A 26,385-nucleotide genomic window follows, 5' to 3' on the forward strand; every position below is an offset into this window, starting at 1 on the left:
GAGGCGGTCGCTGCGGCGGCCGCCTTTTTCGTTGCGCAATCCTTCAGAAAACCTAGGCCCGCCGGTTTCCCGGGCGGGCCGCAGATGGCATATCCGCTCCGCCATGCTCGAAAAAACCTTCGATCCCCAATCCGTCGAACCCCGCCTGTACGCCGCCTGGGAGGCCTCCGGGGCCTTCAAGCCCAGCGACGATGCGAACGCCGAGTCGTTCGTGATCGTGATCCCGCCGCCGAACGTGACGGGCTCGCTGCACATCGGCCACGCGCTGAACAACACGCTGCAGGACGTGCTGACGCGCTTCCATCGCATGCGTGGCAAGGCGGCCCTGTGGCTGCCGGGCACCGATCACGCAGGCATCGCCACCCAGATGGTCGTCGAGCGCCAGCTGGCCGCCGCCGGCAATGTCGGTCGCCGCGACATGGGGCGCGAGGCCTTCGTCGACAAGGTCTGGGAATGGAAGGCCGAGAGCGGCGGGGCCATCACCAACCAGCTGCGCCGCCTGGGCGCCTCGTGCGACTGGTCGCGCGAGCGCTTCACCCTGGACGAGGGCCTGTCGGCCGCCGTTCGCAAGGTGTTCGTCCAGCTCTACAAGCAGGGCCTGCTCTATCGCGACAAGCGCCTGGTGAACTGGGATCCGCAGTTCCAGACCGCCATCTCCGACCTCGAGGTCGAGCAGAAGGAGGTCGACGGCGCCTACTGGCACTTCGCCTATCCGCTGGCCGATGGCGTCACCTACCAGCATCCGATCGCCTTCGACGAGGACGGCAAGCCGACCGAGTACGAGACCCGTGACTATATCGTCGTCGCGACCACGCGGCCTGAGACCATGCTGGGTGACACCGGCGTCGCGGTTCACCCCGACGACGAGCGCTACAAGGGTCTGGTCGGCAAGTTCGTGACCCTGCCGATCGTCGGCCGTCGCATTCCGATCGTCGCCGACGACTACGCCGACCCGACCAAGGGCTCGGGCGCGGTGAAGATCACGCCCGCCCATGACTTCAACGACTTCGGCGTCGGCAAGCGCGCGGGGCTGGAAGCCATCAACATCCTGACGGTCGAGGCCAAGCTGAACGAGGCCGTTCCGGCCGAGTATGTCGGCATGGACCGCTTCGTCGCGCGCAAGGCCATCGTCGCCCGCGCCGAGGAAGAGGGTTGGCTGAAGGAGATCGAGAAGACCAAGCACATGGTCCCGCACGGCGACCGTTCGGGTGTGGTCATCGAGCCCTTCCTGACCGACCAGTGGTACGTCGACGCCAAGACCCTGGCCCAGCCGGCGCTGAAGGCCGTCGAGACCGGCGAGACGGTCTTCGAACCCAAGCACTGGGAAAAGACCTACTTCGAATGGCTGCGTAACATCGAGCCCTGGTGCGTCTCGCGCCAACTCTGGTGGGGGCACCGCATCCCGGCGTGGTTCGGGCCGGAAGGCTCGATCTTCGTCGAGGAAAGTGAGGAGGCCGCCTACGCCGCCGCGCGCGCGCAGTTCGGCGCTGACGTCCAGCTGACCCAGGACGAAGACGTCCTCGACACCTGGTTCAGCTCGGCGCTTTGGCCGTTCTCGACCCTGGGCTGGCCCGAGAAAACCTCGGACCTGGAGCGTTTCTACCCGACCAGCACCCTGGTCACGGGCTTTGACATCATTTTCTTCTGGGTCGCCCGGATGATGATGATGGGCATACATTTCATGGGTGAGGCCCCGTTCAAGCAGGTGTTCATCAACGCCCTCGTCCGCGACGAGAAGGGCGCCAAGATGAGCAAGTCCAAGGGCAACGTGATGGATCCGCTGATCCTGATCGATGAACTGGGCTGCGACGCGGTGCGCTTCACCCTGACGGCGATGTCGGGCCAGGCGCGCGACATCAAGCTCTCCAAGCAGCGGATCGAGGGCTATCGCAACTTCGGCACCAAGCTGTGGAACGCCTCGCGCTTTGCTCAGATGAACGAGTGCGTCCGCGTCGAGGGCTTCGATCCCGCGACGGTGGAGCAGCCGATCAACAAGTGGATCCGCGGCGAGACGGTCAAGACCGTCGCCGAGGTCACCAAGGCCCTGGAATCCCCGTCGTTCGACGAGGCGGCGAGCGCGCTCTATCGCTTTGTCTGGAACGTGTTCTGCGACTGGTACCTGGAGCTGGCCAAGCCGATCCTGAACGGCGATGACGCCGCCGCCAAGGCCGAGACCCGCGCCACGGCGGCCTGGGCGCTGGATGTGATCCTCAAGCTCCTGCACCCGGTGATGCCGTTCATCACCGAGGAGCTGTGGGAGAAGACGGCCGAGTTCGGCCCGGCCCGCGAGTCCATGCTGATCTCGGCGAAGTGGCCCGAGCTTCCCGCCGACTGGATCGACGCCGAGGCCGAGGCTGAGATCGGCTGGCTGGTCGAGACCGTGGGCGAGATCCGCTCGATCCGCGCCGAGATGAACGTGCCGCCGTCGGCCAAGCCGGCGCTCAGCGTCGTCGGCGCCGGCGCTGAGACCAAGGCCCGTCTGGCCCGTCACCGCGACCTGCTGCTGACCCTGGCGCGCCTCGACAGCGTCCGTGAAGCCGACGCTGCGCCGGCCGGCTCTGCGCCGGTGGTGATGGGCGAAGCGACCGGCGCCCTGGGCGTGGCCGAGTTCATTGACATCGCCGCCGAAAAGGCGCGCCTGACCAAGGACATCGCCGGCCACGCCGGCGAGATCGAGAAGGTCAACAAGAAGCTCGGCAATCCCGACTTCCTGGCGCGCGCCAAGGAGGAGGTGGTCGAAGAGAACCGCGAGCGTCTGGCTGAGGCGGAAGCCGCCAAGGCCAAGCTTGAAGCGGCCTTGAGCCGCCTGGAATCGGTCGGCTAACCGGACGCTCGATCAAGGAGCCAGGGCGGCGTCTCACCTGAGACGTCGCCCTTTTTCTTGGCGCCCTGAAGCGGCGCGGCGACCGCAGCTTTCACTTCTAACTTATCAATGTTCTCCTAGGGTCAAACGGACGTTTGCATCCCGCCTGCGGCTGTGCTCTCTGGTCACTGAACGCGCTCAGCAAACAAGGCGCGACACGATACCGGGAGAGTAAGCATCATGACCCAGGCCGCCCCCGCGCCCGTTCCGTGGCCCGCCATGTCCGTCCAGCAGGCCTATGCGCTGATCACACAGCCTGGGACCCCGGGCGAGATGGAAGAGGTCGAGATCCGGGGTGTGAAGACCCGGGTCTGGAAGAACGCGCCGCCGACCCTGCGCGAGACCCTGCTGATGGGCCGCTCCCACGGCGACAAGATCTTCCTGGTCCACGAAGATGAGCGGGTCTCCTTCGAGGCCTTCTATCGCGCTGTCACGCATATGGCGGCGGAACTGGAATCGTTCGGCGTCCAGAAGGGCGATCGCGTCGCCATCGTCATGCGCAACCTGCCGGAATGGCCTGTGGCCTTCTACGGCGCGCTGGCTGTGGGCGCCATCGTCACGCCGCTGAACGCCTGGTGGACGGGGCCGGAACTGGAGTACGGCCTGGTCGATTCCGGCGCCAAGGTCGCGATCGTCGATGTCGAGCGTTACGAGCGCATGGGCGAGCACCTGCATAACTGTCCGGATCTCCAGCGCGTCTATGTCAGCCGCGCCAAGGAGGAGATCACCCATCCGTACGTGATCCCCCTGGAGTCCAAGATCGGCTGCGCGAACGACTGGGCCAAGCTCGACGAGAAGCCGCTGCCGACTGTGGCGATCACGGCCGATGACGACGCCACCATCTTCTACACCTCGGGCACGACGGGTAAGCCGAAGGGCGCCATCGCGACCCACCGCAACATCAACAGCAACATCTTCGCCGCCGCCGCCGCCGGGGCGCGCGCCTTCCTGCGCCGGGGCGAGGCGCCACCCCAGCCCGATCCCAGCCTGCCGCAGAAGGGCGCGCTGATCTCGGTGCCGTTCTTCCACGCCACGGGCTGCTTCGCGGTGCTGAATCCGTCGCTGTTCGGCGGGGCCAAGCTGGCCATGATCCGCAAGTGGGATCCCGACAAGGCCATGCAGCTGATCCAGGATGAGCGCCTGACCTCGATAGGTGGCGTGCCGACCATCGCCTGGCAGATCATCGAGCACCCGAACCGTGAAAAGTACGACCTCTCCTCGATCGAGGCGGTGGCGTACGGCGGCGCGCCCTCGGCGCCGGAGCTGGTGCGCAAGATCAAGGAGATCTGGCCCAAGTCCTCGCCGGGCAATGGCTGGGGCATGACCGAAACCTCGGCGACGGCGACCAGCAACTCGGCCGAGGACTATGAAAACCGTCCCGACAGCTGCGGCCCCGCCGTGCCGGTCACCGACCTGAAGATCATGACGGTCGAGGCGCCGTATCGCGAGCTGCCGATCGGCGAGGTCGGCGAGCTGTGGTGCAAGGGGCCTCAGGTCGTGCGCGGCTATTGGAACAAGCCGGAAGCCACCGCCCAGACCTTCGTCGATGGCTGGGTGCGGACGGGCGATCTGGCCCGCCTGGACGCTGAAGGCTTCTGCTTCATCATCGACCGCGCCAAGGACATGCTGATCCGCGGCGGCGAGAACATCTACTGCATCGAGGTCGAGAACTGCCTCTATGACCACCCGGCTGTCATGGACGCCGCCCTGGTCGGTATTCCGCACAAGACCCTGGGCGAAGAGCCTGCCGCCGTCGTCACCCTGAAGCCGGGTGCGGAAGCTACGGAGGCCGAGCTCCGCGCCTTCGTCGCCGATCGCTTGGCGGCCTTCAAGGTGCCGGTGAAGGTCGTTTTCTGGCCCGAGACCTTGCCGCGCAATGCCAATGGCAAGATCATGAAGAACGAACTCAAGAAGGTGTTCGTGGAGGGGTAGGACGATGGTCCAGTCCAGGGCGGCGAACGTCGACGACTTCATGCAAGAGGTCGCGCCCGAACGCCGCCCGGCTCTGGAGCGCTTGCGCGCCCTTTGCCTTGAGCGCTTCGGCGCCGACAGCGAGATGATGGCCTTCGGCATGCCGGCCTATGGCGATCCGAAGTCCCCCCTCGTGGCCTTCAACAGTCAGAAACAACACATCGCCGTCTATCCCGGCCGAGCGGCCCTCGACGCCTTCGCCGAACGCCTGGCCGGTATCGATCGGGGCGGGGGCTGCGTACGCTGGAAAAAGCCCGACAAGATCGATTTCGACCTTCTGGCGGACATTCTGGATCATGTCCGTGACACGGGGCGGGGCGGCTGCTGAGCGGGCTTTCGGCGTCACGGGAAAGACAAAAGGAGCGCCCGGCTATCGCTAGGCGCTCCTTCTTTGTGTCCGTCAGATGATCTCTGACTCGGCTTAAGCGCTCACCGGCGGCTTGCGGTGCGCCCAGGGCGCGGCGGCCTCAAGCTGGTAGGCGAGGGCGAACAGGGTCGCCTCATCGCCCGCGCGACCGGCGAACTGCACGCCGACCGGCAGACCATCGGCCGTCCAATGCAGCGGCACGCTCATGGCCGGGGCGCCGGCCACGTTCTGCACCGGGGTGTAGCCGACATAGGCCAACAGGCGCGCTTGCAGTTCCTCGAACGGCACCCAGCCGGCCACATAGCCCAGCTCCACCGGCGGCTTGCCCAGCACCGGCGACAGGATGACGTCGTACTGGGTCAGCCAGGTGTCATAGGCCTTGATGGTGGCGTTCAGGCGCTCCATGGCCGCCTGCAGCGCGCCTTGCGGCAGGGTGTTGACCAATTCGGCCATGCCCAGGCTGAAGGGTTCCAGCACATTGGCGTCGGGCTTGCGGCCCATGGCCTTGCCGATACCCGCCACCAACTCGGCCGCGCCGCTGGCCCACAGCACAGTGAAGTCCTGGCCGAACTGATTGCCGTCCATGGGCCAGTTGGTCGACTCGACCCGGTGGCCTAGATCCTTCAGCAGCTTGGCGGCGTTGTTGACGGCGGCCTGCACCTCGGGATGCGGCGTCAGGCCAGTGCCGGTGTTCATCACCAGGCCGACCTTGAGCTTCCGCTTCAGCGGGGCGGTGACCACGCCGACCGGTTTGAACGCCGCGCCCGCGTCGGTGCGTTCCGAGGCGGCGAACAGGGCGGCTGAGTCGCGGACGCTGTGGGAGACACAGTGCGACACCGACAGGTCGATCCCGCGGCTGGTCGGACGGTTGGGGATCATCCGGCCGCGCGAAGGCTTCATGCCAAAGAGGCCGCAATTGGCGGCGGGAATGCGGATCGAGCCGCCGCCGTCGCTGGCGTGGGCGATCGTCACCATGCCCGAGGCGGTGGCGGCTGCAGCGCCGCCGGAAGAGCCGCCGGACGAGTGTTTGACGTTCCAGGGGTTTCGGGTGGGCAGGAAGCCCATCGGTTCGGTCGTCGGCAGGAAGCCGTACTCCGGTGTCGACGACTTGCCGATCGTGACGAAGCCGGCGGCGTCGAACGCATCGACATAGGGCGTCTGTTCGGTGTCGGGCTTGGCGCCGAGGGTCGCCCGGGTGCCGTAGCGGGTGCGTACGCCCTTGTAGGCGTCCAGATCCTTGACCAGGAAGGGCACCCCGGCGAAGGGGCCCGTCAGTTGGCCGCTCCTTGCCTTGGCGAGCGCCCGTTCAAAGTCTGAGTCGACGACGGCCTGGACGTGCGGTTGCAGGGTCTCGACCTTGCGGATGGCCTCCTCGACGGCTTCGGCGGCGCTGATCTCCTTGCGGCGAATGCGGCCGGCGATCTCGGTCGCGTCCGGGGTCCAGGGCGCGGGGGCGGCGGACGACTTGGGCTTGGCGAAGGCCGAGGGCGCGGCGGCGATGGCGGCAGAGGCGGCCATCAGGCCACGGCGGCTGAAACGCATGGATTTCCTCCCAACAGGACCGACATCTTCGCGCCGGTGATCGCCGTTCAGTTGACCCCGAAGAGACCTGCGCCGCAAGCCTGTGCTAGAGCCCTGCTTCGAGTTTTCGGGGAAGAGGCCTTGGCCAGAAAGCGTATCGACCAGCTGCTTGTCGACCGGGGCGTCTTCGACAGCCGCGCCAAGGCGCGCGCGGCGATCGAGGCGGGTCGTGTGTCGGTGGCGGGACGGGTTGTCGCCAAGCCGTCAGAGTCCATCGATGAGGACGCCGAGATCGCCGCCGAGGCCGCCCATCCCTGGGTGGGGCGTGGCGCGCTGAAGCTGGTCCATGCGCTTGATACGTGGCCCATTGCTGTCGAAGGACGGGTCGCCATTGACGTTGGCGCTTCGACGGGAGGCTTTACCGAGGTGCTCTTGTCGCGGGGAGCCGCATTCGTGTTCGCGGTCGATGTCGGACGCGATCAACTGCACCCCAGTCTCAGGGCCAGTGACAGGGTGGCGGATCTTTCGGGAGTGGACGCGCGGAGTCTCGATGACGATCGGATCGCCCAACCGCCGGGCTTGATCGTCAGCGACGTCAGTTTCATCTCGCTCACCAAGGCTCTGCCGGCGGCGCTCGATCTGGCGACTCGGGGCGCTGAATTGGTTGCGCTCATCAAGCCCCAGTTCGAGGCGGGGCGCGAGCACGTCGGCAAGGGCGGGCTGGTGAAGGACCCCGAGGTGATCGCGCGCGTCGAGCAGCAGATCGTCGACTTTCTCGAGGCGGTGGGCTGGTCGGTGAACGGCCTAGCCGAAAGTCCGATCACGGGGGGAGAAGGGCAGGTCGAGCGACTGGTCTGGGCGACCAAGCGCTGACCGATCGCCAAACGAAATCGGCCGCCCTGCGGGGCGGCCGATCGTCTTCCACAAGCGTTGGTCGATATCAGTCGACGACCTGGTACTTGCCATTGGAGTCCGGGCAAACGCGCACGAAGCGCTTCTGGACGCGGCCGTCCGGCAGATAGATCGGGCTCTCGGCCAGGGTGCAGCCATTGGCGTCGGCGCGCGAGCGGTTGTCGACCTGATAGCCGTCATAGCGCTCGTAGCTGCGCTCATAGCTACGGTCGTAATAGGCGTCGCGAGCGGCGTCCCGGCGCGCGTCGTCATAGCCGCCCGAACGATAGGTCTGGCTTTCGTAGTAGCCGTTTTGGGCCGTCCGCGGTTGCGGGGTGCGGCCCGGCGTGCAGGCGGCCGAGTTCTTGCCGATACTGGAGCCGATGACCGCGCCGAGCAGGCCGCCCAGCACCGCGCCCTCGGTCTTGGCGCCGCGGGCGGCCACGCCGCTGCCGATCGCCGCACCGATCCCGGCGCCGGCCAGGCCACCGCCCGTGCCGCGCTGGGTCGTCGAGCGCTGGCAAGGGTCGTAGTAGTAGCCTTGGCGATCATAGGCGCCGCCATGGCTCTGCGCGCCGTAAGCCTGGGCCGAGGCCAGGGTCGGAGTCAGCACACCGCAGACAAGGGCGGCGGTCACGCCCAGAACGGTCTTCATCTTGGAGGTCCTGCTCTTGTTCGCGGTCATGCTCATGGGGGAACCTGTCTTTCTTGAGGCCGCCGTCGCTTTTGACGTGCGCCCTGGCTCATCCGTTGAGGCTCTTTTTGACCCAGCCAACATGAATGGAGCCTGACAGACTTCGGCTGTTTGACGCCGGACGCACAAAAACTGCTGCAGCGCGCGCCCTGGCCTGGGTTTTGGGGTATGGACGGCGCATGCAAGATTTGACGATCAACGCCGTCGGCGCCCAGGGCGACGGCCTCGCGCGCACCGCCGACGGCAAGCCGGCCTTTGTTCCCCTGACCCTGCCGGGCGAGGTGGTCCGCGCCAAGATGGATGGCGCGCGGGGCGAGGTCGTCGAGATCCTGGCGGCAAGCCAAGAACGGGTTTCGCCGGTGTGCCGCCACTACGGGGTCTGCGGCGGTTGCGCGCTACAGCACTGGGCGGCCGAGCCCTATCGCGCCTGGAAGGCCGAACAGGTTCGGTTGCAGCTGTCGATGGAAGGTTTGGAGACCGAGATCCTGCCGACCTTCGCCGCGCCGGCGTCGTCGCGTCGTCGCGTCGCGCTGCACGCGCGCAAAGGCGGCAAGGGGCAGGGCGTGCGCTTGGGGTTCAAGGAGCGACGCTCGTGGAACCTCGTGTCGATCGAAGAGTGTCCCGTCACCGATCCGCGTCTCGTGGCGGCGCTGCCGGCCCTGGCGCGTTTGGCTGAACCCTTCCTGGAGCATCCGAAGTCGGCGCCGACCCTCCATGTCACGCTCACCGCCACGGGCCTCGACATCGACATCACCGGCGTCGAGCGGAAGAGTGGTGGGCTGTCGGCCGACGCCCGGATGCGCGCGGCCATGGCGGCGGGCGAGGGCGACTTCGCGCGGGTCACCCTGGCCGGTGAAACGATCTACGGCGCGCGCCAGCCCTTGGTGAAGCTTGGGCAGGCTGTGGTCGCCCTGCCGCCCGGAAGCTTTTTGCAGGCCGTTCCGGCCGCCGAGAAGGCGATGGTCGAGCTGGCGTTGGCCGAGGCCCAGGGCGCGAGCCGCGTTGCGGATCTCTACTGCGGCGTCGGCACCTTCACCTTCCCGCTGGCCGAGGTGGCCCAGGTGTACGCCGCGGAGATGAGCGCGCCGGCCATCACGGCGCTGAAGGCGGCGATCGGCGGGGCGCCGGGGCTCAAGCCGATCACCGCCGAGGCCCGCGACCTCATCCGCCGTCCCATGCTCAGCGCCGAACTGGCCAAGACCGATGTCGTGGTCATCGACCCGCCGAGGGCCGGGGCGGCCGAACAGACGGCGGAGATCGCCAAGTCCAAGGTCGCCAAGGTGGTGGGGGTTTCGTGCAATCCACAGACCTTCGCCAAGGACGCACGGGTGCTGGTCGACGCCGGCTTCAAGCTTGTGAGGGTGACGCCGGTGGACCAGTTCGTCTGGTCGCCGCATATTGAACTGGTCGGAGTCTTCACCCGGTAGGGGGCGATGGATCAGTCCACCCGCGCACGCACGCGCACGGCCTTTGCGATCGACGCGGTCGGCCAGGGCGCCAAGGCGGCGGTCAAGGCCGTATGGTGGACAGCGACGGGCGGTCTGGCGCGCTCGCTGACGCGGCCCACTGAGGGGCCGCAGGCGCGGCGATTCACGCCGGCTGCGCCGCCGCCTGTGCCCAGCAGCCTGCGCCGCGCCTATCTGGAAGCCTTTGAGAAGGACGCCCGCGACGTGGCCGCCGGGCTCTATCCGGCGATCGAAGACGGACCGATCCGTCCGTCCGCGGCGCTGCGCGAGGCGGCGGATTTTCTGGTCGACGCCTTCGAGGTCGACCAGCGTCGCCGCCGAGGCGACGGCGCGGAGGTGCGCAACGCGGCGGATCCCTCTGTCTATCCAAACTATTATCGCCAGAACTTCCATTACCAGTCGGGAGGCTGGTTCACCGCCGAGAGCGCCGGGCGCTACGACGCCCAGGTCGAGGCGTTGTTCTCAGGCACAGCGGGGGCCATGCGCCGGCGGGGCCTTTCGCTGCTGGCGCGACACTGGCGCGGGCGCGATCATCGCGACGCCAAGATCCTGGACGTGGCCTGTGGTTCCGGCGCTTTTCTCAAGGATTTGAGCGCCACCTTCCCGCGCGCGGCGCTGGCGGGGCTCGACCTTTCCGAGGCTTACCTTGCCAAGGCGCGCAAGCGGACGGCGGTCGGCGGCGTCAAAGCCAAGGCCGAGACGCTGCCGTTCGGCGACGCCACCCTGGACGCCGTGACGTGCGTCTATCTCTTCCACGAGCTGCCGCCGCGGGTTCGTCCCGTCGTGGCCGCCAGTCTGGCGCGGGTGCTCAAGCCCGGCGGCGTGCTGGTGCTGGTCGACTCGGTGCAGCCCGCCGACACGCCCGACCTCGCGCGGCTGCTGGAGGCGTTCCCCGTCTACTTCCATGAGCCCTATTACAGCAGCTACGCCGAGACCAATCTGGAAGCGCTCTTCGCCGAGGCTGGTTTGCGGCTGCTCGACCAGGATTGCGCCTTCCTCACCAAGGCGATGCTGTTTGTGAAGCCGGGTGGCTGAGTTGCCATCGGCGCTGCGGCCCGGCTAAGCAAGGGCGGGCGCGAGGGATTGGGTTTGCAGGGTCACCAGGCGGGGCGACGGTACGAGGCCCTGGACGGCTTGCGCGGCATCGCCGCCATAGGGGTCTTGCTCTACCATGTCGGCAGTTGGACGGGCCGTCCCTGGCTGGTGCCGCACGGCTACCTGGCCGTCGACTTCTTCTTCTGCCTGTCCGGCTTCGTCCTCGCCCACGCCTATGGCCGACGCGACATCAGCTGGCTGGGCTTCATGCGTCAGCGCCTGGTGCGGCTGTGGCCGCTGATCGCCCTGACCATGCTGGGCGGGGCCTTCGTGATCATCCAGCACCGCGAGAACGTGCCGGGCTGGTTGGCCCTGGGCCTGCTGATGATCCCTCGTGTCTGGATCGACGAGACCGGATTCTCACCGCTCTTTCCCCTGAATCCGCCCGCTTGGTCGCTGTTCTTCGAGCTGGCGGCCGGCGCGGCCTGGTTCCCACTGCGCCGGTTGGGTGTGCTGGGACACGTCCTGCTGGTCGTGCTGCTCCTGCCAGTGATGCTGTATGTGGCCCACGGCATGGGCGGGGTCCTGACCGGCTGGGATAGGGGCACCTTCGTCATCAGCTTCTTGCGCACGATCTTCGCCTTTCTGCTGGGCTGGGGCTGCTACCGCATGCAGGCCTTCGTCACCTGGACAGCGCCGGTCTGGTTGCTGGCGCTCCTTCTGGGCGCGTTGGTCTGCGCGCCCTGGACGCCGCTCAACTGGCTCTACGACTTCGTCTGCGTCAGCGTCGTGTTTCCGCTGATGGTTCTGGCGGGGCGTCGCGATCCTGACGGCCTCGCGGCCCAGGTCTGCCGGGCGGCGGGGGCGATCTCCTATCCGCTCTATGCACTGCACTGGCTCGGCTGGGAGCTGTTGCTGCGGGCGTACCGCGCCATGGGCGGCGAAGGCTATCCCGCCGGCTTCGCGATCCCGGCGGTGCTGCTGATCGTCCTCGGGTCGTGGGTGGTGCTCAAGGTCTATGACGAGCCCGTCCGTCGTCGCCTTCGCGCCGTCGGGACCTGAACCCAAAAATCTTCCTGCCCGCTGTCTGAAGAGGCCATAGTCCGACGTCCTTGTGTCGGGAGAAGAGGACCGCCCATGCTCTACGCCATTCTTTGCTACAACTCCGAAGACGTCGTCTGCGCCTGGTCCAAGGAGGAGGACGCGGCGGTGATGGAGAAACTGGGCGCGGTCCAGCAGCGCTTGGCCGAGGAAGGGCGGTTGGGACCGGTCGCACGGCTGATGCCGACCACGGCGGCGACCACCCTGCGCAAGGACCGCGAACCTCCGCTGGTGCTGGACGGGCCCTTCGCCGAGACCAAGGAGCAACTTCTGGGCTTCTACGTCGTCGACTGCGAGTCCCTCGACGGCGCCCTGCAGATCGCCAAGGATCTGGGCAAGGCCAATCCCGGCGGGTCCTACGAGATCCGTCCCATCGCCATGTTCCAGCCGGGGGCAGCGGGGGCGTGATTGACCTCGGCTGGATCGAGGGCGCGATCGCCGCCGCTCGCCCCCAGGCCATGGCGGCGCTGCTTCGCTATTTTCGCAACATGGACGCGGCCGAGGAGGCCTTTCAGGACGCCTGCCTGCGCGCCTTGAAGGCCTGGCCAAAGAATGGGCCGCCGCGTGATCCGACCGCCTGGCTGATCATGGTCGGCCGCAACGCCGCCATCGACGCGGTTCGCAAGACCAGCCGAAACACGGTGCTGCCGCCCGAGGAGCTGCTCTCAAACCTGGAAGACGCCGAGGCGGAGGCCGTCGAACGGCTGGACAGCGCACACTATCGTGACGACGTCCTGCGGCTGCTGTTCATCTGCTGCCATCCGGACCTTCCGGCCACGCAGCAGATCGCCCTGGCGCTGCGGATCGTCTCGGGCCTCTCGGTGAGGGAGATCGCGCGGGCCTTTGTCGTCAGCGACGCGGCGATGGAGCAGCGCATCACCCGGGCCAAGGCCAGGATCGGCGCCGGCGACGCGCCGTTCGAGGCACCGGGCCCCATCGAGCGCGCCGAACGCTTCGCGGCGGTCGCGGCGATGATCTATCTGGTCTTCAACGAGGGCTACTCGGCCAGCGGCAAGGCGCTGGAGGCCAAGGGCGGTCTTTGCGACGAGGCGATCCGCCTCACCAGACTGCTGCTGCGCCTGTTTCCGGCCGAACCCGAGATGATGGGCCTGACCGCGCTGCTGCTGCTCCAACATGCGCGGTCCGACGCCCGCTTCGCCGATGACGGCGCGGCGATCCTGCTGGAGGATCAGGACCGAAGTCTCTGGAATCGTAGAATGATCGATGAGGGGCTCGCCCTGATCGACAAGGCGATGCTCAAGCAAGCCCCGGGGCCTTATCAGGTGCAGGCCGCGATCGCGGCGCTGCATGCGCGGGCGGCGCGGGCCGAAGACACCGAGTGGGCGGGGATCGATCGCCTCTACGCCGTTCTGGAGATCATGCAGCCTTCGCCCGTGATCACCCTGAACCGGGCGGTGGCGGTCGCGAAGGTTCGCGGGCCCGACGCCGCGCTTGAGATGATCGAGCCTCTGGGCGAGCGGCTCGACGCCTATTTTCACTATCACGGCGCGCGCGGGGCTTTCCTGATGCAGGCGGGGCGGGTCGGCGAGGCGCGTCAGGCCTTCGACCGCGCCATCGCTCTGGCCGGCACGGCGGCGCAGGCGGCGAACATCCGCCAGTATCTGGACGGGTTGGTGGCCAGGGGCTGAGCGCACCCGGCGATGTCGCACAAATGTTCTTGTTATGTTCATGTTGATCGCGCATCATGCCGATATGGCAGAGGCAGCGAAACTTGGGCCCGCCGCGCGAGGGCGGGGCGCGAAATCGAACCGGACGGGGCGCTTTGAGTCTCAGGTGCGCGAGACCTTTGACGATGGCTGGAGCGGGGACGAAGAACCCGCTCAGATCCTCACCCAACTGCAGCCCATGAAATCGCGGACGATCATCGCCCGCAACCAGAGCCCGGACGTCGGCTTCGACCGTTCGATCAATCCCTATCGGGGCTGCAGCCATGGCTGCATCTACTGCTACGCCCGGCCGGCGCATGCCTATCTGGGCCTGTCGCCGGGCCTGGATTTCGAGAGCAAGATCTTCTTCAAGCCGCAGGCGGGCGAACTGCTCGCCAAGGAGTTGTCCAAGCGCGGCTACAAGCCCGCCACGATCCATATCGGCGGCGACACCGATCCCTATCAGCCTGACGAAAAGACACTGCGCGTCACACGGCAGGTGATCGAGACCCTGGAGCGGTTCGGCCACCCGTTCACGCTGATCACCAAATCGGCGCTGATCCTGCGGGACCTGGATGTGCTGAGCCGCATGGCCGAGCGGGGGCTGACACGGGTGGCGATCTCGATCACGACCCTGGATCGCCGGCTGGCGCGCAGCATGGAGCCGCGCGCGGCCACGCCCGGCAAGCGCGTCGAGGCGGTGCGCCGGCTGACGGAGGCGGGCGTGCCCGTCACCGTCATGTTCGCGCCGGCGATCCCTGGGCTCAACGATCATGAGGTCGAGGCGGTTCTTGAGGCCGCCGCCAAGGCCGGGGCGCGCGGTGCGGGCTATGTGGCGCTGCGGCTGCCGCGCGAGATCGCCCAACTCTTCGAGGAATGGCTCGAAGCCGACTATCCCGACCGCGCGCGCAAGGTGATGTCCCTGGTCCGCCAGATCCGGTCGGGCGAGGTTTATCGCGCGGCCTGGGGAGATAGGATGGTGGGCGATGGTCCTGTCGCCGAGGTGCTGCGGCAGCGGTTTCATCTTGCCGTCAAACGCTACGGCTTGGACCATCCCTGGACGGCCCTCGATATCAGCCAGTTTCAACCGCCGCGTCCGGTCAGCCCCCAGATGGATCTCTTTGGCTAGAGCATTTTTCGAGCGAAGTGGTTCCGGTTCGCATGAAGAAAAATGCGCCAAGGCAAAAGATTAGAGCTCACGGCCTGACGCAGTCAGGTCGTGAAATGCTCTAGCCGGCCTTGCGACGCTCTTGACCGCGCGGCCCGGTCTGGCGAAGCAGGGGCATGATCTCTGTCGTTCTCATCGCCTCTGAAGACTTGCCTGGCCTCGCGGCCCAGATGGCCATGCTTGTACCCGCTGCGGTCGACGGGCTGGTCAAGGAAGTTGTTCTGGTCGCGGGCGACGAGCCAGGCGTTGCGGTCTTGGCCGAGGACAGCGGCGCGCGACTGGTGCGCGTCGAGGGCGATACTGCGGCCCGTCTGGCGGCGGGCGCGGGTGCGGCGCGGGGCGACTGGGTTCTGACGCTGCGGGCGGATCCGGTGCTGCGCGAGGGCTGGCGTGAGCCGGTGGAGCGGCATCTGGCCGGCGGCACCGGCGCGCCAGGGCTGCTGATTGCGCCGGGCGGCTGGCTGGGGCGCCTAGCCCCCAAGCCTCACGGCGTGTTGCTGCGTCGCCTGGACTGGCCAGCAGGCGCGGCGATGGACGAGAAGGGGCTGGCCAAGGCAATCAAGGCCAAGGTCTTGGCCTACTAGGGGCAGAAAAGAAGGAGGCGCTGAGGCCTTACGGCAGCTGCGCCATCAACTGGTCGATGGTGGTCGGCATCTGAACCTGCGGATCCAGACGGAAGTCTACGGTCCGCGCGCCGCTGGCCACCGCATCCAGTGTCTTGTTCTCCGCGCCCATAAGCTGGCGATAGGTCCAATAGCTGGCCATCACCTTCTCGACGTAGTTGCGGGTTTCCTTGAACGGCAGGCTCTCGATCAGCAGCAGGCTGTCGCAGTCGGCGCCCAGCTGGGCGAGGGTGCGGTTCAGAGTGGCTGGGCCGCCGTTGTAGGCCGCCACGGCGCGTAGGACGTCCGGGCTCTTGAGGCCACGGTCCATCAGCCAGGTAAAGTAGTCTTGGCCTGCCCGCAGGTTGAAGGCCGGGTCGAACAGCGGCGTATTGTCGGAGCGCAGGCGGTCGTCGCCGACGACGTCGGCGGCCGAAGTCGGGCGCACCTGCATCAGGCCCACCGCGCCGGCGTTGGAGACGGCGAGGGGATCGAAACGGCTCTCCTGACGGACCAGGGCGTAGACCATCGCCTTGTCGATCGTGAACCCGCCAATCGGGTCCAGGGGCGGCAGCGGATAGTCCTCGCCGCCCACGCGCCGAACCGGGCGGCCGGCGTTGAGCGGGGCCTTGGCGTTCAGCGCCAGAGCCAGGGTGGTCCAGTCGGCGCGAAGGGCCTCGGTGTCGGCCAGAGACAGCCCGGCGCGAAGCTCCTCGCCGGCTTCGCGCCAGCGGCCGATCTGGGCCAGGGCGGCGGCGCGACGGGCGCGGGGATCAGCGGTGACCAGGGCGTTCAGCGACTCGGTGTCGGGCCCGACATAGGCGGCCCGCGAGATCAGCGTGGCGATCGCATCTTCCTGCGGCTCGGTCACAGGCACGCCGGCTAGGTTCAACTGCCGGGCAGCGATCATGCCGTAGAAGGTGTGGGGCGCATGCGCGGCCTTGAGCAAGAGGTCTCGCGCCTGACTGCCGTTACCCTGCCGGCTGGCGGCGCGCGCGGCCCAGAATGCGCCGGCGGCGCGCAGCCACTCGTCTTCATGGGCGTCGTCGGCCACCTGCTCGAAGAAGCGCTGAGCCTGCGCTGCGTCGCCCAGTCGGTAGGCCGAAAGCCCGGCGATCCAACGCTCGCCGCCGGCGATGGCCAAGGCCAGGGCCTCCTTCACATCGCCGGAGTAGTAGGCCTCCCGCGCGGCGCGACCCTTGTCCGCTGGCGGGGGACCGCTTTCGTCCGCGACGAACAGGGTAGGGACCGGCGGCGTAGCCGCGCGCTTGCTGTTGGGCTTGCGCTTCAGCGCGAGACTGTAGACGCGGTCCGCGCCGGCCTCCTCGCCATAGCTGTCCAGCCAGCGGGTCAACTCGGTGTAGGAGGCCGAATAGCGCGTCGGATGCATGATCTTGGCGAACGCGAGCCGTCCGGCCAGGCTGCGGTCTCGGGTATTGGCGAAGGCCGCCTCCGCCGAGTCGAAGTCGCCCCGGTCAGTCGCGGTGAACGCTGCGCGATAGTAGCGGACGTCATCGGGCGACAGGGGCTCAAGCCCGCTGGCGTGAGCTGCCAAGGCGGTGACGGACAACACAAAGGCCGAAAAAACGGCCAGAAGGCGAGCCCACAGCTGCAAAAGCAATACGCGCTCCCCCACAGGCGCGCGTCTCCATTCCGACTGGTTGCCGAAACCTTAGTGCGGGCGGTGGGGCCGATCAAGCCGCTCGGTCAGGGTCAGCAGGTCCTGCCAGGCCTTCTTCTTCTGCGCGGGCGTGCGCAGAAGGAAAGCGGGGTGCAGCGTCGGCATGGCCGGAAGCTCCAGCGACTGGTCTTCGGACACCCACTCGAACCAGCGACCGCGCATGGTCAGGATGCCTTCATCGCGCTTGAGCATGGCCTTGGCGGAGGCGCCGCCCGCCAGCAGCAACATCCTGGGCTTCACCAGCGCGATGGCCCGCTCGACGAACGGCGCGCAGACGGCCTGTTCCTGCGGAGTCGGCGTTCGGTTGCCGGGCGGACGCCAGAACACGGTGTTGGTGATGAACACCCGCCCTTCGAGGCCAGCGGCCTTGAGCATCCGATCGAGAAGCTTGCCTGCGCGACCCACGAACGGTTGGCCTTGGGCGTCCTCGTCGGCGCCGGGGCCTTCGCCGATGATCATCAGAGGGGCGTCGCCGACCCCGCGTGAAAACACGGCCTGCTTGGCGCCCTGGTGCTTGAGTGGGCAGCCCTCGAAGGCGGCGATGGCGGCGGCCAGGCTCTCAAGGTCGTTGCAAACGGCGGCTGCGGCCTTGGCGGCGGCGACGGCCGAGGCGATGTCGGGCGAGCGGACCACGGCCATGCCAGGCCGAGCGACCGGAGGGGCCGGCGGGGGAGGCTGGCTCTTGGCGCGCAGCATCGCCGCGCCCTCGGCGAGGCGATCGATCGGGGCTTCCGCGTACAGGGCCTCGACGCCCGCATCGGCCCAGAAGGCCAGCAGGCTTTCGACGGCGCGTTGATCGACGGCGAGGCTCATGCCACCGTCTTAACTCGGATTGTCGCCGGTCTCCACGCTGCGCTGCAGCAAAAAATCCGGCTAGGTGCTTGACCACCCCCGCGTCACGTTCGGATAAGCTGTGATTCAAACAGTCATAAGAGCGGCCGTAGGGCCTCACCGGGAGATCCCATGAGCGAAGACCTCGAACGCGAGTCGATGGAATACGACGTCGTCATCGTCGGCGGCGGTCCCGCGGGCCTCTCGGCGGCGATCCGTCTGAAGCAAATGGCCGCCAAGGCCGGGACCGAAATCTCGGTCGCCCTGCTGGAAAAAGGCTCTGAAGTCGGCGCCCACATCCTGTCAGGCGCGGTGATCGACCCCAAGGGCCTGGCCGAGCTCTTCCCCAACTGGAAGGAAGAGGGCGCGCCGCTGGAGACGCCGGTCACCAAGGACCGCTTCAAGCTGCTGGGCCCGCAAGGCGAGCTGAGCTTGCCGATGTTCGCCATGCCGCCGTTCATGCACAATCACGGCTGCTACATCGCCTCGCTGGGCAATCTGACCCGCTGGCTGGCCGGCAAGGCTGAAGAGCTGGGCGTCGAGATCTATCCGGGCTTCGCCGCCTCGGACCTCGTCTGGAACGACGACGGCTCGGTGAAGGGCGTGGTGGTCGGTGTGGTCGGCATCGCCAAGGACGGCGAGCAGAAGCCGGACTACCAGCCCGGCATGGAACTGCACGGCAAGTACGTCTTCATCGCCGAGGGCGTGCGCGGCTCGCTGGCCAAGCAACTGATCGCCAAGTTCAAGCTGGACGAGGGCAAGTCGCCGCAGAAGTACGGCATCGGCATCAAGGAACTCTGGCAGGTGCCGCCCGAGAACCACCAGCCGGGCCTGGCCGAGCACACCACGGGCTGGCCGCTGGATGACCAGACCGGCGGCGGCAGCTTCATGTACCACTTCGGAGACAACTACGTGGCCATCGGCTACGTCGTGCACCTGAACTACAAGAACCCCTGGCTCTCGCCCTTCGACGAGTTCCAGCGTTTCAAGCAGCACCCGACGGTCCGCCCGCATTTGGAAGGCGGCAAGCGCATCGCCTATGGCGCGCGCGCCATTACCGAGGGCGGCTATCAGTCGGTGCCAAAGCTGACCTTCCCGGGCGGCGCCTTGATCGGCTGCTCGGCGGGCTTTGTGAACGTGCCGCGCATCAAGGGCAGCCATAACGCCGTCAAGACCGGTATTCTGGCCGCCGAAGCTGCGTTCGAGGCGGTGCAGGCCGGCCGCGCCAGCGATGAGCTGACCGCCTATCAGACGTCCTACGACAAGTCTTGGGTGGCCAAGGAGCTGAAGATCGTCCGCAACGCCAAGCCGCTGCTGGGCAAGTTCGGCACGGCCCTGGGCGGCGCGCTCGGCATGGCCGACATGTGGGTCAATCACCTGACGGGCGGCGCGCTTGGCCTGTTCGGTACGATGAAGCACGAGAAGACTGACGCGGCCTCGACTGGTCTCGCCAAGGACTACAAGCCGATCGTCTATCCGAAGCCGGACGGCGTGATCAGCTTCGACAAGCTGAGCTCGGTGTTCCTGTCGGCGACCAACCACGAGGAAGACCAGCCGGCGCACCTGCGCCTGAAGGATCCCTCTGTGCCGATCCAGGTGAACCTGCCCAAGTACGGCGAGCCTGCGCGGCTCTACTGCCCGGCCGGCGTCTATGAAGTGCTCTACAATGAGCAGGGCGGTGATCCGCGCTTCCAGATCAATGCGCAGAACTGCGTCCACTGCAAAACCTGCGACATCAAGGATCCGTCGCAGAATATCGTCTGGACCACGCCGGAAGGCGGTGGTGGCCCGAACTATCCGAACATGTGACGAAGCAGTCTCCCGCCCCTCAGGTCGGGAGGCTTTTTCTTGCGGACCGCCTCGAAACCTCCGAGGGTGGCGGCATGACGCGTCTCAAAGTTCTGCTCGCTTGCGTATCCGTCTCGGCCCTGGCCGCCTGCGCCTCCGGGCCCGCGCAGGTGTCGATGCGCGGCCCTGTCGGCCAGAACTACTCGCTCTTCGACACGCGGACGTCCTACGGCCAGTTCCTGGCGGGGCAGGCGGCGTTGCGCGACGGCAATTCCAAGGAGGCGGCGACCTACTTCGGGACGGCGGCGGTGCTGGGCGATGACCCGGGTGTGATCGCCGAACGGTCTTTCACCGCGCTCCTTCTGTCTGGCGAGATCAGCCGCGCCTCAGCGGCCGCCCCGACCGAGACGGGTGGGACCGAGGCCATCCGGCGGCTGGGCGTCCTGACCCGCGTCGTCGAAGCGCTGGCCCTGGGCAAGGGCAAGGAGGCGCAGGCCCTGTTGAAGTCTGATCCGCCCGGCTTCCCGCACCAGCAGGCTGTTGCTCTGCTCGGCCCCTGGGCCGCCGCCGCCGCAGGCGACAAGGAAGGCGCGATCGTCCAGCCGGTGCTGCGTAACGACAAGCTTGTGCAGTACTTCGGTCAGCAGGGGCAGGCGCGACTGTTCGAACGCGCCAAGCGCTATGACGAGGCCGAGACCGACTACAAGGCCCTGACCTCCAACGCCGCAACGGCCAGCATCTTCACGTTGGACTACGGCGCGTTTCTCGAGCGCCGTAAGCGTTATGACGATGCGCTGGCGCTCTATGACGCCGCGCTTCGCGCCGCCCCGAACGATACAGGCCTGCTGCGCGCGCGCGCGCGCGCTGCCGCCCGAAGCGCCCCGCCGCCCGCCCCGACCCTTCGCCAGGGCGCGGCGGAGGGCCTGATCGCTTGCGCGGCCACCTTCGCCGGAGAGCGGCAGAACCAGTTTGCGTTGGCCTATCTGCGCTTGGCTTTGCGTCTGGATCCTGGCCGCGACGAGGCCTGGATCCTGGTCGGCGACCTTCTGAACCAGGGCGATGATCATCGGGCCGCCATCGAAGCCTACGGGCGCGTGCCGGCGGGGGCGCCGCTCTACGCTTCGGCGCAGAGCAAGATCGCCTGGGCTTGGAACGCGCTGGGCGACAAGGACAAGGCGCTTGAGGTCGCGCGTGCGGCGACGGCTGCCGCGCCCAACGACCGTGACGCCGCCGTCGCCCTGGCTGATCTTCTGCGCGCCAGCAGTCGCTGGGACGAGTCGGTCGCCGTGCTGGATCTGCTCCTCGCCCGCGAGGCCGAAGCCCCCGATTGGCGGCTGCTCTACATGCGCGCGATCGCTCTGGAGCAAGGCGGGCGTTGGCCCGAGGCGGAAAAGGATCTGCAGAGCGCGCTGAAGGTCAATCCTGACGAGCCGGAGCTGCTGAACTTCCTGGGTTATTCCTGGATCGACCGCAACGAGCGTCTCCCCGAGGCCCTGGCGATGGTCGAGAAGGCGGTTGCGGCGCGGCCGCAGTCGGGCGCCATGATGGACTCCCTGGGCTGGGCCTATTTCCGACTCGGCGACTACAAGACTGCGATCGAGAAGCTGGAAGCTGCGGTCGAGCTTGAGCCTGGAGACCCCGACATCAATGGCCACCTGGGCGACGCCTACTGGAAGGCTGGTCGCACCATCGAGGCGCGGTTCCAGTGGCAGCGTGTGCTGAGCCTCGAGCCGACCGACAAGCAGAAGGCCGACTCCGAGGACAAGCTCAAGAACGGCCTGGGCCTCTCGACGCCGGCGACCAAGTCGACGATCGCCCACAACTGAGCTATCGGCTTGGGCCTGTCCTAGCCTTGAGTCACGAGATCATGCGGCTGTCTGCGTTCGCCCCGGCCAAGGTCAATCTGTTCCTGCACGTGGGCGGGCCGGACGCAGAGGGCTATCACCCGATCTCCAGCCTGATGGTGTTCGCCGATGTCGGTGATCGGGTGAACATCCAGCCCAGCGACGCGCCCGCGTTCGAGACCTGCGGCCCGTTCGGGCGCGAGATCCCCGATGGCGGCGACAATCTGGTGGTTCGCGCCGCGCAGGCCTTTCATCGGCGGCTTGGCGGTCCGGTCCCGCCCTATCGGCTGATCCTGGAAAAGCACTTGCCGATCGCGGCCGGCCTGGGCGGCGGCTCCAGCGACGCCGGCGCGGCGTTGAAGTTGTTGCGCGACGCTTTGGCGCCCGGGCTCTCCGATGACGAGCTCGAGCCGCTGGCCGCGAGTCTCGGCGCTGACGGCGCGGCGTGTCTGCATGCGCGAGCCCTGATCGCCGAGGGGCGTGGCGAGCAGCTCTCGCCCGCGCCCAGCTTGCCCGAGATGAACGCGGTGCTGGTCAATCCCGGCGCGCCGTCGCCGACGGGCGCGGTCTATCGCGCCTATGATGCAGACGTGCATCCCGATGGCGCGACCATGCCCCCGCTGCCCGACCTTTTGGAGAGCGCCGAAGAGGCCGCCGCCTGGTTGGCCGTCGCCACTCGCAACGACCTCGAAGCGCCGGCCGTGAGGCTCGAACCGCGTATCGGCGAGGTGCTTGACGTACTGCGGGCGGAACCCGAAAGCCTGCTTGTTCGGATGTCGGGCTCGGGCGCGACCTGTTTCGCGCTCTGCGCCAGCGACATCGAGGCTGAAGGCTTGGCCGAACGTCTGGAGACGATGCGTCCGGACTGGTGGGTGCGGCGCTGCCGCCTGAGCTGAGGAGACGATGATGAAACGTCGCGACGTCCTGGCCGCCCTCGGCGTTTTCGCCGTCCCGCCGAGCCTGGCCTCGGCGCAGATCCTGAGTCTGCCCGCAACGCCGATCGTCCCGGGCGCGGGCGATGTCCTTGTCCGGCTCGACACCAGTCTGGGTCCGATCATCATCGCGCTGAAGGCGCGGCAAGCGCCGCTGACCGTGGCGAACTTCCTCCGGTATGTGGACGAGAAGCGCTACGACGGTTCGAGCTTCTGGCGCGCAGCCAAGGCGCCCAGCGCGGTGGATTACGGGTTGATCCAAGGTGGCCTGCAGGGCGATCCGAAGAAGCTGCTGCCGCCGATAGCGCATGAGCCGACGACCCAGACGGGGCTTCGGCATGTCGACGGAACCTTGTCGCTGGCCCGCAAGGCGCCGGGCACCGGCGACAGCGACTTCTTCATCTGCGTGGGCGACGCGCCCTATCTCGATGCCAATACGACGGGGGAGGGGGACAACCTCGGCTTCGCGGCCTTCGGGCAGGTGGTGCAGGGCATGGAGATTGTCCGCAAGATCCTGAACCTGCCGACCCCGGGCAAGGCCACCAACCCCGTCATGGAAGGCCAGATGCTCGACCCGGTCGTGCCTATCGTGACGGCCCGACGAATCTAGGCAGTCGGCATGGCCAAAAAGAGAAAAGGCGCGGAGGTTTCCCTCCGCGCCCTTCGGCTTTGAGCCTGGCCCCAGCCTTAGCTGTGGTAGGCGCGTTCGCCGTGTTCGGAGATGTCCAGACCGTCTTCTTCGGCTTCCGGCGCAGCCCGCAGGCCGATCACCAGCTTGATGATGATGAAGACAATGGCCGTGGCGACGGCTGACCACAGGATGGTCACGCCCACAGCCTTCAGCTGCGCCATCAGTTGCACACCCATGTCGTACACGGCGGTGTCGCAGGTCGACAGGTCGCCGTCCTTGCCGCAGCTCGTGTAGTCGACGACGCCGGCGCCGCCCCAGGCGGGGTTGACCACCAGGCCGGTGCCGATGGCGCCGACGATGCCGCCGATACCGTGGATGCCGAAGGCGTCCAGGCTGTCGTCGTACTTCAGGGCGTTCTTCACGACCGAGCAGAAGATGATGCAGATCGGCGAGACGACGAGGCCCAGGATCAGCGCGCCCATCGGACCGGCGAAGCCGGCGGCCGGGGTCACGGCGACGAGGCCGGCCACGATGCCCGAAGCCAAGCCCAGGGCCGACGGCTTCTTGCGGGTGACCCACTCAACGAGGATCCACGACAGACCCGCGCCGGCGGTGGCGATGAAGGTGTTGACCATGGCCAGCGAGGCGTAGCCGTTCGACTCCAGGTTCGAGCCGGCGTTGAAGCCGAACCAGCCCACCCACAGCAGGCCAGCGCCCACCAGGGTCAGGGTCAGCGAGTGCGGGGGCATCGGCTCCTTGCCGTAGCCTTGACGCTTGCCGAGGATCAGGGCGCCGACGAGCGCGGCGATACCGGCGTTGATGTGCACCACGGTGCCGCCGGCGAAATCCAGGGCGCCGAAGCCCCAGAGCAGGCCCGACTTGATCGTATCTTCAGGCGCCAGGGCGATGGCGTTCGGGCCCGGCCACCACCAGACCATGTGCGCGATCGGATAGTACGACAGCAGCGGCCACAGGATGGCGAAGGCGACGATGGCGGCGAACTTCATGCGCTCGACCAGCGAACCGACCACGAGGGCGGCGGTGATGGCCGCGAAGGTCGACTGGAAGGCGATGAAGGTCAGTTCCGGGATCACGACGCCCGTGGAGAAGGTCGCCACGTTGCTGGCCGGGGTCACGTCCTTCAGGAAGACGCGGCCCAGACCGCCGACGAACTTGTCCCAGCTGCCGCCGTCCGTGAACGCGAAGCTGTAGCCCCACAGCATCCAGGCGACGAAGCCGATCAGGGCGACGGTCGAGACCTGCATCATCACCGACAGCATGTTCTTGGCGCGGACGAGGCCGCCGTAGAACAGCGCCAGACCCGGCAGGATCATAAGCAGGACGAGCAGCGCCGAGGTGAGCATCCAGGCGTTGTCGCCCTTGTCCATCTTGTCTTCGATGGTCGGGGCGGCGGCCGGCGCAGGCGCGGCTTCAGCAGGGGCGGCGGCCGGAGCCGGCGCGGCCTCGGCGGGCGCGGCGGCGGCCGGCGCGGGCGCGACCTCCTGGGCGAATGCGGTCGCCCCCAGCGGAGCCCCCGCGATGGTCGCGGCGAGCATAAGCCCCGCCAGCGGTTTGAAGGTGAGTTTCATCGTCGGTATCCCCTTTTCCCGATGCGTTACAGAGCGGCCGAGCCGGTTTCGCCGGTGCGGATGCGGACGGCTTCTTCGACATTGAGGACGAAGACCTTGCCGTCGCCGATCTTGCCGGTGGCGGCCGCGCCCTTGATGGCCTCGACGGCCTTGGCGGCCGAGGCGTCATCGACAACGGCCTCCAGCTTCACCTTCGGCACGAAATTCACCTGGTACTCGGCGCCCCGGTAAATCTCAGTCTGGCCCTTCTGGCGGCCGTAGCCCTTCACTTCAGACACCGTCAGGCCTTCAACGCCGGCCGCGACGAGCGCTTCGCGCACCTCGTCCAGCTTGAAGGGTTTGACGACCGCTATGATCAGTTTCATCCGCCTTACTCCGGCCCGCTAAGACGCGGGCTTGATTTGCTTGATTGTTCGAGAGCGGTGTCGCCCCCGTTTTGTGATCACCGCCGACGCCGCCCTTACGCGCTGCATCGTTTCCCCGGCGCGATCACGCTATCGGCGACGGTTCCATGACGGGGCGCGCTAGCAAGGTTTTGGAAACGAAATGGGCGAGGCGCCCAAAAGCTGAGCGACGATGACTGTGATTGCATCAGATTTCAGCGTTTTCGACCGACGGGGTGGGGCGGGCGCCGGGGTCGCGTCCTGGCCCAGGGTCCGGAAAGTCACCCACCAGGGGGAGGGCGATCCTGATCCATGCGCCCTGCAGGCTCGCCGCCGCCGAGCGCTGGCGAACACACCGCGCCCCGCACTAAATAAGGCCTTTTCCGGCAAGGACATCGCTTGAAGCCCCGGACGGCGAGCCCTATGGTCCGCCGACTTTTTTCTAGGCCTGCTTCGATAGATGTCGCGCGAAAAACCCAAGTCCTTCCAAAGCCTGATCCTGACGCTCCATGACTATTGGAGCCGCCAGGGTTGCGTAATCCTGCAACCGCACGACGTCGAGGTGGGGGCGGGGACCCTGCACCCTGCTACGGTGCTGCGCGCCCTGGGCCCCAAGGCCTGGAACGCGGCCTATGTGCAGCCCTCGCGCCGCCCGGGCGACGGCCGCTATGGCGAGAACCCCAACCGCCTGCAACACTACTATCAGTACCAGGTGATCCTGAAGCCGAACCCCGAGAACATGCAGGACCTGTATCTGGGGTCTCTGGAAGCGATCGGGCTGGACTTGCGCACCCACGACATCCGCTTCGTCGAGGATGACTGGGAGAACCCGACCGTCGGCGCCTGGGGCCTGGGCTGGGAGGTCTGGTGCGACGGCATGGAGGTGTCGCAGTACACCTACTTCCAGCAGGTCGGCGGCCTGGACGTGAACCCGGTCGCGGGCGAGCTGACCTATGGCCTCGAGCGCCTGGCCATGTACGTGTTCGGCGTCGACAACGTCTACGACCTGCCGTTCAACGATCCGGACTCGCCCCTGGGCGCGACGACCTATGGCGAGGTGTTCCTGGAGAACGAGCGCCAGCAGTCGGAGGCCAATTTCCACGGCTATGACGTGGCCGTGCTCAAGCAGCAGTTCGAGCAGATGGAAGAGCAGGTCCCGCTGATGCTGGCCCGCTCTTACCAGGACAAGGCCCTGGTGCTGCCCGCCTATGACATGGTCCTCAAGGCCAGCCACCTCTTCAACCTGATGAACGCCCGCGGCGCGATCGCCGTCGCCGAGCGCGCCAGCTACATCGGCCGCATCCGCGACCTTTGTAAGCTGTGCGCCAGCGCCTGGGTCGAGCAGCAGGAAGCCGCGTAA

General features: G+C 67.3%; 22 protein-coding genes. 16 read left to right on the top strand and 6 right to left on the bottom strand.

Annotation, left to right across the window (positions count from 1 at the left end; genetic code table 11):
* The first annotated feature begins 103 nt into the window (after positions 1 to 103).
* The 3 genes from OVA11_RS09665 to OVA11_RS09675 all read left to right on the top strand — a co-directional run bounded on the left by OVA11_RS09665 (position 104) and on the right by OVA11_RS09675 (position 5,162).
* The gene (locus tag OVA11_RS09665) at positions 104 to 2,824 is read left to right on the top strand and encodes a valine--tRNA ligase (RefSeq protein ID WP_268067192.1); all 2,721 of its coding nucleotides are present in this window, start codon (positions 104 to 106) and stop codon (positions 2,822 to 2,824) included.
* 219 nt (positions 2,825 to 3,043) lie between these two features.
* Positions 3,044 to 4,795, top strand: coding sequence for a class I adenylate-forming enzyme family protein (locus tag OVA11_RS09670; protein ID WP_268067193.1), 1,752 nt, complete (start codon positions 3,044 to 3,046; stop codon positions 4,793 to 4,795).
* 4 nt (positions 4,796 to 4,799) lie between these two features.
* Positions 4,800 to 5,162 carry an iron chaperone gene (locus OVA11_RS09675; protein WP_268067194.1) on the top strand — a complete coding sequence of 121 codons (363 nt, stop codon included), beginning with the start codon at positions 4,800 to 4,802 and terminating at the stop codon, positions 5,160 to 5,162.
* Positions 5,163 to 5,255: 93 nt separating this feature from the next.
* On the opposite strand, the gene OVA11_RS09680 is transcribed toward OVA11_RS09675, so the two are convergent.
* Positions 5,256 to 6,743, bottom strand: coding sequence for an amidase (locus tag OVA11_RS09680; protein WP_268067195.1), 1,488 nt, complete (start codon positions 6,741 to 6,743; stop codon positions 5,256 to 5,258).
* 120 nt (positions 6,744 to 6,863) lie between these two features.
* Between OVA11_RS09680 and OVA11_RS09685 the strand changes: the two genes are divergently transcribed.
* Positions 6,864 to 7,595, top strand: coding sequence for a TlyA family RNA methyltransferase (locus OVA11_RS09685; protein ID WP_268067196.1), 732 nt, complete (start codon positions 6,864 to 6,866; stop codon positions 7,593 to 7,595).
* Between the two features lie 67 nt (positions 7,596 to 7,662).
* On the opposite strand, the gene OVA11_RS09690 is transcribed toward OVA11_RS09685, so the two are convergent.
* A complete protein-coding gene (locus OVA11_RS09690) occupies positions 7,663 to 8,304 on the bottom strand; it encodes a hypothetical protein (RefSeq protein ID WP_268067197.1) in 642 nt (213 codons plus the stop codon).
* Between the two features lie 182 nt (positions 8,305 to 8,486).
* Between OVA11_RS09690 and OVA11_RS09695 the strand changes: the two genes are divergently transcribed.
* From OVA11_RS09695 to OVA11_RS09725, 7 genes are all read left to right on the top strand, one after another.
* Positions 8,487 to 9,734 (top strand): class I SAM-dependent RNA methyltransferase, encoded by a 1,248-nt coding sequence (locus tag OVA11_RS09695; RefSeq protein ID WP_268067198.1) that lies wholly within the window; start codon positions 8,487 to 8,489, stop codon positions 9,732 to 9,734.
* A gap of 6 nt (positions 9,735 to 9,740) precedes the next feature.
* Entirely contained in the window at positions 9,741 to 10,808 is a 1,068-nt protein-coding gene (locus tag OVA11_RS09700) for a class I SAM-dependent methyltransferase (RefSeq protein WP_268067199.1), read from the top strand.
* A gap of 48 nt (positions 10,809 to 10,856) precedes the next feature.
* On the top strand, positions 10,857 to 11,870 hold the full coding sequence (locus OVA11_RS09705) for an acyltransferase family protein (RefSeq protein ID WP_268067200.1): 1,014 nt from the start codon (positions 10,857 to 10,859) through the stop codon (positions 11,868 to 11,870).
* Between the two features lie 75 nt (positions 11,871 to 11,945).
* Positions 11,946 to 12,317 (top strand): YciI family protein, encoded by a 372-nt coding sequence (locus tag OVA11_RS09710; RefSeq protein WP_268067201.1) that lies wholly within the window; start codon positions 11,946 to 11,948, stop codon positions 12,315 to 12,317.
* Positions 12,314 to 13,558: an RNA polymerase sigma factor gene (locus OVA11_RS09715; protein WP_268067202.1), complete on the top strand. Its 1,245-nt coding sequence runs from the start codon at positions 12,314 to 12,316 to the stop codon at positions 13,556 to 13,558. Before OVA11_RS09710 ends, OVA11_RS09715 begins: the two co-directional genes overlap by 4 nt.
* 64 nt (positions 13,559 to 13,622) lie before the next feature.
* A complete protein-coding gene (locus OVA11_RS09720; RefSeq protein ID WP_268068934.1) occupies positions 13,623 to 14,705 on the top strand; it encodes a PA0069 family radical SAM protein in 1,083 nt (360 codons plus the stop codon).
* Between the two features lie 155 nt (positions 14,706 to 14,860).
* Positions 14,861 to 15,328: a cell wall biosynthesis glycosyltransferase gene (locus OVA11_RS09725; protein ID WP_268067203.1), complete on the top strand. Its 468-nt coding sequence runs from the start codon at positions 14,861 to 14,863 to the stop codon at positions 15,326 to 15,328.
* Between the two features lie 28 nt (positions 15,329 to 15,356).
* On the opposite strand, the gene OVA11_RS09730 is transcribed toward OVA11_RS09725, so the two are convergent.
* Both OVA11_RS09730 and OVA11_RS09735 read right to left on the bottom strand, forming a co-directional pair.
* Entirely contained in the window at positions 15,357 to 16,967 is a 1,611-nt protein-coding gene (locus OVA11_RS09730; RefSeq protein ID WP_268067204.1) for a lytic transglycosylase domain-containing protein, read from the bottom strand.
* A gap of 51 nt (positions 16,968 to 17,018) precedes the next feature.
* Positions 17,019 to 17,840, bottom strand: coding sequence for a uracil-DNA glycosylase (locus OVA11_RS09735; protein ID WP_268067205.1), 822 nt, complete (start codon positions 17,838 to 17,840; stop codon positions 17,019 to 17,021).
* 150 nt (positions 17,841 to 17,990) lie between these two features.
* On the opposite strand from OVA11_RS09735, the gene OVA11_RS09740 reads away from it, so the two are divergent.
* From OVA11_RS09740 to OVA11_RS09755, 4 genes are all read left to right on the top strand, one after another.
* Positions 17,991 to 19,667: an electron transfer flavoprotein-ubiquinone oxidoreductase gene (locus OVA11_RS09740; RefSeq protein WP_268067206.1), complete on the top strand. Its 1,677-nt coding sequence runs from the start codon at positions 17,991 to 17,993 to the stop codon at positions 19,665 to 19,667.
* A 74-nt stretch (positions 19,668 to 19,741) separates the two neighbouring features.
* Positions 19,742 to 21,472: a tetratricopeptide repeat protein gene (locus OVA11_RS09745; protein WP_268067207.1), complete on the top strand. Its 1,731-nt coding sequence runs from the start codon at positions 19,742 to 19,744 to the stop codon at positions 21,470 to 21,472.
* Positions 21,473 to 21,513: 41 nt separating this feature from the next.
* Positions 21,514 to 22,386: a 4-(cytidine 5'-diphospho)-2-C-methyl-D-erythritol kinase gene (locus OVA11_RS09750; RefSeq protein ID WP_268067208.1), complete on the top strand. Its 873-nt coding sequence runs from the start codon at positions 21,514 to 21,516 to the stop codon at positions 22,384 to 22,386.
* Between the two features lie 7 nt (positions 22,387 to 22,393).
* Positions 22,394 to 23,032 carry a peptidylprolyl isomerase gene (locus tag OVA11_RS09755; RefSeq protein WP_268067209.1) on the top strand — a complete coding sequence of 213 codons (639 nt, stop codon included), beginning with the start codon at positions 22,394 to 22,396 and terminating at the stop codon, positions 23,030 to 23,032.
* 77 nt (positions 23,033 to 23,109) lie between these two features.
* On the opposite strand, the gene OVA11_RS09760 is transcribed toward OVA11_RS09755, so the two are convergent.
* Both OVA11_RS09760 and OVA11_RS09765 read right to left on the bottom strand, forming a co-directional pair.
* Positions 23,110 to 24,642 carry an ammonium transporter gene (locus OVA11_RS09760; protein WP_268067210.1) on the bottom strand — a complete coding sequence of 511 codons (1,533 nt, stop codon included), beginning with the start codon at positions 24,640 to 24,642 and terminating at the stop codon, positions 23,110 to 23,112.
* A 26-nt stretch (positions 24,643 to 24,668) separates the two neighbouring features.
* Positions 24,669 to 25,007: a P-II family nitrogen regulator gene (locus OVA11_RS09765; RefSeq protein ID WP_010919216.1), complete on the bottom strand. Its 339-nt coding sequence runs from the start codon at positions 25,005 to 25,007 to the stop codon at positions 24,669 to 24,671.
* A 478-nt stretch (positions 25,008 to 25,485) separates the two neighbouring features.
* Here OVA11_RS09765 and OVA11_RS09770 point away from each other — a divergent pair, with 478 nt between their 5' ends.
* Positions 25,486 to 26,385 carry a glycine--tRNA ligase subunit alpha gene (locus OVA11_RS09770; protein ID WP_268067211.1) on the top strand — a complete coding sequence of 300 codons (900 nt, stop codon included), beginning with the start codon at positions 25,486 to 25,488 and terminating at the stop codon, positions 26,383 to 26,385.

The sequence above is a fragment of the Caulobacter sp. SL161 genome, from assembly GCF_026672375.1.
Classification (GTDB): domain Bacteria; phylum Pseudomonadota; class Alphaproteobacteria; order Caulobacterales; family Caulobacteraceae; genus Caulobacter.